The following is a 1,657-nucleotide window of genomic DNA, read 5'->3' as shown; positions in this document are numbered from 1 at the left end:
GTCGAGCTGCCCGCCGCGAAGGCGGCGCGCAGCACCGTCGCCAGCTTGGCCGCATCGGCGTTCTTCAGGTAGACGACGTGGATGTTGCTGCCACCGCTGCTGTCGCTGCTGGGCTGGTCCAGCTTGGCGATGATCGCGCGCGCGGCCGACAGCCGCGCCGGGTTCGACGCGCGCAGGATCAGCGCGTTGCTGCGCGGATCGGCCAGCACGCTGAGGGCGGAACTGCCTGCCGACGCGACCACCGGCACGCCCGGCGTGGTCGTGCCGCCCGAGCCGTCGGCCAGCTTCTGCACCAGCGTGGCCACGTCCGAGGCCACCGCATACTTCAGCGGCACCACCTCGATGTCGGTGCTGCCCGGCGTGTCCAGCGCGGCGATCACCTTGGCCAGGCGCTGCAGGTTCTCCGCATAGTCGGTGATGACCAGCGAGTTGGTGCCGGGGTTGGCGTTGATCGTGTTGTTGGGGCTGATCAGCGGGCGCAGCACGGCCACCAGGTTGTTCGCGTTCTCGTGGTCCAGCCGGAAGATCTGCGTGACCACCTGGTCGCCGCGCGGCGCGCTGCTGCGGCCTTCGTTGACGGTGACGGTGCCGGTCTGCAGCTTGGCGTCCGCCTCGGGCACGACCTTGTAGAGCCCGGCCGCCTCGACGACGGTGAAGCCCAGCGTGCGCAGCGCGGCCAGGTAGTTCAGGTAGGCCTGCTGCACGCTGACCTGCTGCTCGCTGTACAGCGTGATCTGGCCCTTGACGCGCGGGTCGATGATGAACTGGCGGTTCATCATCACGCCGATCGCGCGGGTGACGGCCTCGATGTCCGCGTTGACGAAGTTCAGCGTCACCGGCGTGGCCGCCTTCAGCGCCGGGCCCTGGCTGCGCGGCGCGGCGGCCAGGGCGAAGGTCGGGGCGAGGCCGAGCAGCGCGAGAGCCAGGGTGAGGTTGCGGGTATGCATGATCATCCGATCGAAATGACGGAGCGCGCGCCTTGGCGCCGCCCGATGATGTTCAGGAGATTGTCGAGAGCGGCCTCGCGGCCCGGGGCGGCGGTGGCCTCGCCGCGGAATTGCACGCGCCTGCCGGTGCCGAAGCCACCCTGGCCGGACAGCAGCAGCGCCCCTTCCAGCGTGCTCAGCTGCAGGCTGCCGCCCTTGCCGTCGGGCGCGCCGACGAGGCTCATGCGGTAGCTGCCCAGCGGGTCCAGCGTCGACACGCGCGAGGACAGGTTCAGCAGGTCGACGTCAAGCCGGCCGGTCTGGCGCCATTGGCCCCCGGCCTCGTCCAGCTGCAGCGCCTGGGCCTGCAGCCGCAGCGTGCCGCCCAGTTGCAGCGTGTTCCACGGCGTGCCCAGGCCGGCCAGCACCGCGGCCGGCCAGCGCAGCAGCCAGTCCTTGCCGGTGCCGTCGATGGCGATCTCGGTGCGGCCGAAGCCGGGCTTGATGCGCAGCTGCAGCTCGCCGTTGATGCAGCAGTCCTGCCGTGCGCTCAGGCGCAGGCCGCCGAGGCCCTGCGGGCTCATCTGCCAGTGCAGGCGGTCGGGCAGGCTGGCAGCGTCGCGGCTCTCGGCGCCGCCGGCCAGCACCAGCAGGCCGCTGCCGTTCCAGATGCTGCCGCGGGTGTCGGTGATCAGCACCCGGCCGCCGCTGGCCGTGGCCAGGCCGCGCGC

2 protein-coding genes are annotated in these 1,657 nt (G+C 71.8%); both read right to left on the bottom strand.

Features of this window, described 5'->3' with window-relative positions; all coding sequences use genetic code 11:
• The coding region (locus B0W88_RS31625; protein ID WP_304442608.1) for a secretin N-terminal domain-containing protein at positions 1 to 947 on the bottom strand (947 nt) is incomplete at its 3' end.
• A 2-nt stretch (positions 948 to 949) separates the two neighbouring features.
• On the bottom strand, positions 950 to 1,657 hold a 708-nt coding region (gene gspN / locus B0W88_RS31620), incomplete at its 5' end, for a type II secretion system protein N (RefSeq protein WP_077038396.1).

The organism is Pelomonas sp. KK5 (assembly GCF_001984095.1).
In the GTDB taxonomy this organism is placed as follows: domain Bacteria; phylum Pseudomonadota; class Gammaproteobacteria; order Burkholderiales; family Burkholderiaceae_C; genus KK5.
Note: the sequence above shows the minus strand (reverse complement) of the source record. Positions and strands in the feature narration are given on the sequence as shown.